5 protein-coding genes and 1 pseudogene are annotated in these 6,509 nt (G+C 34.3%); 3 read left to right on the top strand and 3 right to left on the bottom strand.

Annotated features, from left to right (window positions below; translation table 11 throughout):
* Positions 1–110: pseudogene (locus J7E16_RS11615) on the bottom strand (IS30 family transposase); the annotation flags it as partial.
* Between the two features lie 255 nt (positions 111–365).
* Between J7E16_RS11615 and J7E16_RS03825 the strand changes: the two are divergent.
* The 3 genes from J7E16_RS03825 to J7E16_RS03815 are packed head-to-tail and all read left to right on the top strand — an operon-like array spanning position 366 to position 4,393.
* Complete coding sequence (locus J7E16_RS03825; protein ID WP_214888816.1) at positions 366–788, top strand: MarR family winged helix-turn-helix transcriptional regulator; 423 nt, start codon at positions 366–368, stop codon at positions 786–788.
* Positions 789–819: 31 nt separating this feature from the next.
* The gene (locus J7E16_RS03820) at positions 820–2,598 is read left to right on the top strand and encodes an ABC transporter ATP-binding protein (protein ID WP_214888813.1); all 1,779 of its coding nucleotides are present in this window, start codon (positions 820–822) and stop codon (positions 2,596–2,598) included.
* Between the two features lie 4 nt (positions 2,599–2,602).
* Positions 2,603–4,393 carry an ABC transporter ATP-binding protein gene (locus tag J7E16_RS03815; RefSeq protein ID WP_214888877.1) on the top strand — a complete coding sequence of 597 codons (1,791 nt, stop codon included), beginning with the start codon at positions 2,603–2,605 and terminating at the stop codon, positions 4,391–4,393.
* Positions 4,394–4,711: 318 nt separating this feature from the next.
* Here the strand turns inward: J7E16_RS03815 and J7E16_RS03810 are convergent, their stop codons facing one another.
* Entirely contained in the window at positions 4,712–4,960 is a 249-nt protein-coding gene (locus J7E16_RS03810; RefSeq protein WP_034548235.1) for a GlsB/YeaQ/YmgE family stress response membrane protein, read from the bottom strand.
* Positions 4,961–5,279: 319 nt separating this feature from the next.
* Positions 5,280–6,500, bottom strand: a complete 1,221-nt coding sequence (locus J7E16_RS03805) for a toxic anion resistance protein (protein WP_214888810.1) — start codon at positions 6,498–6,500, stop codon at positions 5,280–5,282.
* Positions 6,501–6,509: the final 9 nt, after the last annotated feature.

Below are 6,509 nucleotides of genomic sequence, written 5' to 3'. Positions count from 1 at the left end.
TTTTTTCGGTTTGAATAGTCTTCCTTTTTTAGAACCTCGATTTGGCAGCGTTCGGCATAAGAAAGGTGTTTTCCCTTACGTGAATCTATGTTATTCTTAGTTTGCGTCATGTGAATTCATCCTTGTCTATTGAGAGTTAGTGGTAACTTCAATATAACATGAAATTCACGTGGCGTTTTTTTTAGTTAGCGGTGGCTAACTTCATTATAAAATCCGCCATTTTCTATTGACTTAAAATTAGTAATAAGATAATATAGTTAGCATGCTAACGATAAATCGTTTATTGAATAGTTATTAAAATAAAGCAAAAGATAGAGGTGAGGTAAATTTTTTTTGATGAAGAGTGTAATAAAAAAGAAATTGGAATGGAAATACGTAAGCTAACGAATTTTATTCATAGAAATATCGAATCTAGAAAAATTGAAGATAAAGGTTTTCCTATAACTAAGATGCATGCAATGATCCTTGGATATTTAAATAAATTCAAAGATGAAGAGATATGTCAAAAAGATATTGAGAAAAAATTTTCGATGCGTCGATCTACTACTTCAAAAATGCTGAAAAATATGGAAGAAAAGGGTTTGATTGAGCGTGTTTCCATTGAACGAGATGCAAGAGTAAAAAAATTGCAATTATCAAAAAAAGGTAAAAGTTTGGTTGAAGAAGTGAGCAAAGAATTCCAAAGAATTGAAAATTTATTGTCGGAGGGTTTGACTGAAGAAGAAATTGAACAGTTTTTTGCAACGCTTGATAAAATGCAACAGAACATGTTGAAAGACATAGATTAAGATTTATTTATAGGGATAGAGGAGAACGATCATGTTAAAAACACTTAAATATTTAAAACGAAAAGAATGGATAATGATTTTATTTAGTATCCTATTTATCGTTACTCAAGTCTATCTGGATTTGGAATTACCAGAGTATATGTCAAAAATCACTCAACTTATTCAAATACCAGGGTCAGAAATGCAAGATATCTTCAAAAATGGCGGATACATGATGTTATGTGCGGTAGGTAGTTTAGCGGCATCTTTTATAACCGTGTTTTTCGTTTCAAAGGTAGCTGCTGGTCTTTCGCGTACACTAAGAGCAGAAGTATTTACAAAAGTTGAAGGATTTTCGATGGAAGAAATCAATCGTTTTTCTACGGCAAGTTTGATTACCCGTTCTTCAAATGATGTCACGCAAATACAAATGGCTATGTCACTTGGCTTGCAAGTATTAATTAAAGCCCCTATTATGGCTGTTTGGGCAATCACAAAAATTGTAGACAAATCTTGGGAGTGGACGCTCTCAACAGCCGGTGCAGTAGCTCTTTTATTAGTGATCATAGGAATTGTTGTGATATTTGCTATACCTAAATTCAAGATAATTCAAAGCTTAACTGATGATTTAAATCGTGTTACACGCGAAAACTTAACGGGGTTACGCGTTATCCGTGCATATAATGCAGAAGAGTTTGAAGAAGAAAAATTTGCAAAGGCTAATATTAAATTAACCAATACAAATTTATTCATTACTAGAATTATGTCTGTTATGGGGCCAGGAATGACCCTTATTATGAGTGGATTAAGTTTATCTATTTATTGGATAGGCGCTTACTTAATCAATGACGTCCAACTACTAAATCAAACAAGTGCTTTAGAACGCATTACTTTGTTCAGTGATATGGTTGTGTTCTCTGCATATGCAGTTCAAGTAGTTATTTCATTTATGATGTTAACATTTGTATTTATCATCTTACCACGTGCTTCTGTATCAGCTGGACGTATCATGGAAGTATTGGATACAAAAGCAATGATCAGTGATGGAACATTAACCCAAGCAGCAAGTACTCAAAAAGGAACCGTTGAATTTAAGAATGTCACTTTCCAATACCCCGACGCTGCGGAAGCGGTATTAAAAAATATATCCTTTACTGCAAATAGAGGTGAAACAGTTGCTTTTATCGGGTCTACTGGTAGCGGAAAAAGTACTTTGGTCAATTTGATTCCCCGATTCTTCGATGTAACAAAGGGCGAAATAGTGATCAATGGTCATAACATTAAAGAGTATACACAAAAAACGCTTCGTTCTTTGATCGGCTTTGTTCCGCAAAAAGCATTCTTATTTAGTGGAACAGTTCGCTCGAATGTTAGTTATGGTGATACTGGTCACGAGGTGGCAGATGCTGACATGAAAAAGGCAATTGAAATTGCACAAAGCAAAGACTTCGTTGAAAAGATGGAAGGCAGCTATGATGCCTCAATTTCTCAATCAGGTAGCAATGTATCTGGCGGCCAACGCCAACGTTTAGCCATTTCTCGTGCTATTTCACGCAAACCAGAAATTTTAGTGTTCGATGATTCATTTTCAGCATTAGATTTTAAAACAGACCGAATTTTGCGTGCAGCTTTAAATACAGAATTAGCAGATACGACAAAACTAATTGTTGCCCAACGGATAGGTACGATTCGTGATGCAGATAAAATTATTGTTTTAGAAGAAGGCGAAATTGTTGGAATTGGTACACATCAAGAATTGATGCAAACATGTGAAGTCTATCAAGACATCGCTTATTCTCAACTTTCTAAGGAGGAATTAGCAGGTGAGTAAACAAATGAGAGCTTTATCCGATAGACCATTGGTAGGGAAAAAACCAGATAATTTCAAAGAATCTATTGGTAAATTAGCCAATTACTGCAAAATATATATTTGGTACATTATAGTAGCAATTATTTTTGCGGTTTTCGGCACAGTATTCAACTTAGTTGGTCCTAACCGCCTTAGTGAAATTACTGATATCATCACCTCAGGAATCACTGGAGAAATTGATTTAGAGAAGATAAAAAGGATAGGTTTATTTCTAGTCGTGCTTTATATTATTGGCTTTATTTTATCTTATTTCCAAGGATTTATCATGGCAACAGTAACCCAAAAAGTGACTAAACAATTGCGTACAGATATTTCGACCAAAATAAATCGTTTGCCACTCCGGTACTTTGATAGCAATAATCACGGAGATATTTTAAGTCGCGTGACAAATGATATTGATACGATTGGTCAAACGTTAAATCAAAGTTTAGGTCAATTAGTTACGGCAATCAGTTTATTCAGTGGTTCATTGATCATGATGTTCTATACAAATGTACTAATGGCGATTTCCGCTGTTCTATCAACGGCTATAGGATTTATTTTAATGATCCTCATCATCAAACAATCACAAAAGTTTTTCAGACAACAGCAAAAGAGTTTGGGTGAATTAAATGGCCATGTTGAAGAAATCTACACTGGGCATAATATCGTAAAAGCATTTAATGGTGAAGAATCAGCTATTAATGAATTTAATGAAATCAATAATACACTATTTGACAGTGCTTGGAAGTCTCAATACGTTTCAGGATTAATGATGCCCTTAATGAGCTTTATTGGGAATTTTGGATATGTAGTTGTCTGTGTAGTCGGGGCCTATCTGGCATTTAATGACTACATTACCTTTGGTGTAATTGTAGCATTCATGCTGTATATCCGTTTCTTTACACAACCGCTATCACAAATTGCACAAGCTTTTACAAGCTTACAATCGGCTGCAGCGGCAAGTGAACGCGTTTTCGATTTATTAGAAGAAGAAGAATTAGAAGCAGAATCTGAAAAAGCGACTTCATTAGGTAAAGTTAAAGGAGATGTAACATTTAAACATGTTACATTTGGTTATGATCCAGGGAAAAAAATCATCAAAGACTTCTCATTGGAGGCTAAGGCGGGTCAAAAAATTGCTATTGTTGGTCCTACAGGTGCAGGAAAAACAACCTTAGTAAATTTATTAATGCGTTTCTATGAAGTAAACAGTGGAGAAATATATATTGATGGAATGAAAATTTCGAGTGTAACACGTGGTGCTTTGCATGAACAATTCTGTATGGTGTTGCAAGAGACTTGGTTATTTGAAGGAACAGTTAGAGAAAATATTGTCTACAGTAAGCAAGGTGTAAGTGAGGAAACAGTGATCAATGCTTGTAAAGCTGTCGGAGTGCATCACTTTATTCAAACCTTACCGCACGGTTATGATACTGTTCTTGATGATACAACAAGTTTGTCTGCTGGACAAAAACAATTAATGACGATTGCTCGTGCACTAGTAGCAGATGCACCATTGTTGATTTTAGATGAGGCAACAAGTTCAGTTGATACACGTACTGAACTTGTTATTCAAAATGCTATGGATCATTTAATGAGTGGAAGAACGTCTTTCGTTATTGCACATCGTTTATCGACAATTAAAAATGCAGATTTGATTATTGTTATGAAAGACGGAGATGTAGTAGAAAGTGGAAACCATGATGTTCTACTGGAAAAAAATGGTTTTTATGCTGATCTTTATAATAGTCAATTCGATCAAGAAGAAGAGTGAAATAAAAGGTAAATTCAAAAGAACGGTCAGATAGTTTGGGGGTGTGGATGAAGAAATTCATCTGCACTTTTTTATTTTAAATATAAAAGTGGAATTTTCATCCAAAATAAAGCTGCTGTACTATTCTAAAGAAGTTAGGGGTGTATTACACTAATATTGAAAGAGAGCTAAAGACGATAATAGAACCTCTGAGGCTATTTACCTATAACTATCCTTAAACAGAGTTAAGCTGTCTAAGATTAGCATTCTAAGGTATATGATGACAAAAAAAACAGCCCAAGAAATTTCTTTCTTGAGCCGTTTTAGTATTACTTTTAATTAACCTTTACGTCTTCCAATAATAAGTGAGAAGATAAAAATTAAAACAATAGCCCCGATTAATGCTGGAATAATCGCAAAACCACCAATAACAGGTCCGAAGTCGCTTAATAACGAACTACCGATCCATGATCCAATAAAACCGACAATGATATTTCCGATGATACCGCCTGGTACATCTTTACCAACTATCATACCTGCGACAGCTCCTAAAATTCCACCTACAATTAATGACCAAATAAATCCCATATTCTTTTCCTCCTTCAAAAAAATGTTTTTCTTTACTACACTTATTAGTATAGTCACAAATCGTTCACATATCAAACGATACGCTCTTTTTACTAAAGGTATAAAAAGTGGGTCAAATATTTTTAGTGTTGCTAGATTAGGTAGAATACTTACCTTTTAAATTTGTAGAGGAATAGGTGTGGCTTGACGCTTGCAAACCGCATGATGTTTTTTTTGTTTTTGGCAGTTCTAAGTCTCTCAATAAGTAAACTCGCTATCAAAAAAATATCTGGACGATAAAATGAAAGGTACCATTTTATCGTCCAGATATTTTTTAGTTTCACTGTTTGTCTGTTGTAAGTTCTAATAATTTATCGCGTAAAGAAGTTTCCATGATCGATAATTCTCTTTCGGCTTCCTTCCGTTTGATCCGTCCATCTTGCTGGATCTGTAAGGTTTCTTGCAGCGTTTCAATTAAATCATTTTGCGTTTGTTGTAAGGTTTCAATGTCAATGATGCCACGTTCATTTTCTTTTGCCGTTTCGATAGAAGAAATTTTCAACATTTCAGAGTTTTTCTTCATTAAATCATTTGTTGTTTCAGATACTTGTCTTTGAGCAGTAACCGCATCTTTTTGACGAAGCAGAGTAAGAGCAATCGCAATTTGATTTTTCCATAGAGGAATAGCCATGTTTATAGAAGACTGAATTTTTTCTGCTAAAGCTTGATTAGTATTTTGAATCAAACGAATCTGCGGGGCTTGCTGAATGGTCATTTGACGTGCAAGTTTTAAATCATGCGTCCGTTTTTCTAAACGATCTAAAAATTGATTTAAATCATTTACGATTTGTACATCCATTTGGTTTGTACTAGTTTCGGCTTTTTTTACAGCTTCTGGAATAAGGCTATTAAGCAATTCATCAATTTTTAGTTCACCAGCGGCAATATAAATATTTAATGCATCAAAATAATCTTTATTCTTATTGTAGAGCTGTTCTAACATTAGATTATCGTTTAATAAACCAGCTTTTTCTTTATCTAATTTTACAGATATTTTATCTATTTGAGCACCGATTTTTTGATATTTTGCCGTCATTTCATAAATTGATTTTTTTACACGACCAAATAATTTTTTGAAAACATTGCTGTCTTCAGCCCGTAAATCTTCTGGATTAGCCTCTTGTAATCGGTACATTAGATCATTTAAGGTATCGCCAATTTCTCCAGTATCTTGGTTTTGAACATGATTTAACATGGAATGAGAAAATTCGCCAAGTTTTTGTTGGGCAGCTGAGCCATACATCATGACTGACTGGGCATTCGTTACATCTATTTGTTCAGCTAAAGATTTAGCCTGCTCTTGCCGTTCTTTTGTTAAACTATCAATTAAGCGGGGCACCAGTTCTGTTTGAATCATTTCTTTTTCTATTTGTTCTTGTTTTTGTAATACAGGAGCATTTGCCAATACATCTCCAAATGGATTAGCTAATAAATTTTCTAATTCAGAGTCGACTTCTTTAACTTCAGAAGGTTGATTTAGCGTTTCGTTTTCTTTATCCATCTTACCATC

The sequence above is a fragment of the Carnobacterium sp. ISL-102 genome, assembly GCF_018612935.1.
In the GTDB taxonomy this organism is placed as follows: Bacteria; Bacillota; Bacilli; order Lactobacillales; family Carnobacteriaceae; genus Carnobacterium_B; species Carnobacterium_B alterfunditum.
The sequence above is the reverse complement of the archived record's forward strand: the minus strand, read 5'-3'. Positions and strand labels throughout refer to the sequence as shown.

Excerpts from the sequence above, each read along its gene's own strand:
- J7E16_RS03825 (WP_214888816.1), top strand. The coding sequence starts at position 366 with ATGGAAATACGTAAGCTAACGAATTTTATTCATAGAAATATCGAATCT.
- J7E16_RS03820 (WP_214888813.1), top strand. The coding sequence starts at position 820 with ATGTTAAAAACACTTAAATATTTAAAACGAAAAGAATGGATAATGATT.
- J7E16_RS03815 (WP_214888877.1), top strand. The coding sequence starts at position 2,603 with ATGAGAGCTTTATCCGATAGACCATTGGTAGGGAAAAAACCAGATAAT.
- J7E16_RS03810 (WP_034548235.1), bottom strand. The coding sequence starts at position 4,960 with ATGGGATTTATTTGGTCATTAATTGTAGGTGGAATTTTAGGAGCTGTC.
- J7E16_RS03805 (WP_214888810.1), bottom strand. The coding sequence starts at position 6,500 with ATGGATAAAGAAAACGAAACGCTAAATCAACCTTCTGAAGTTAAAGAA.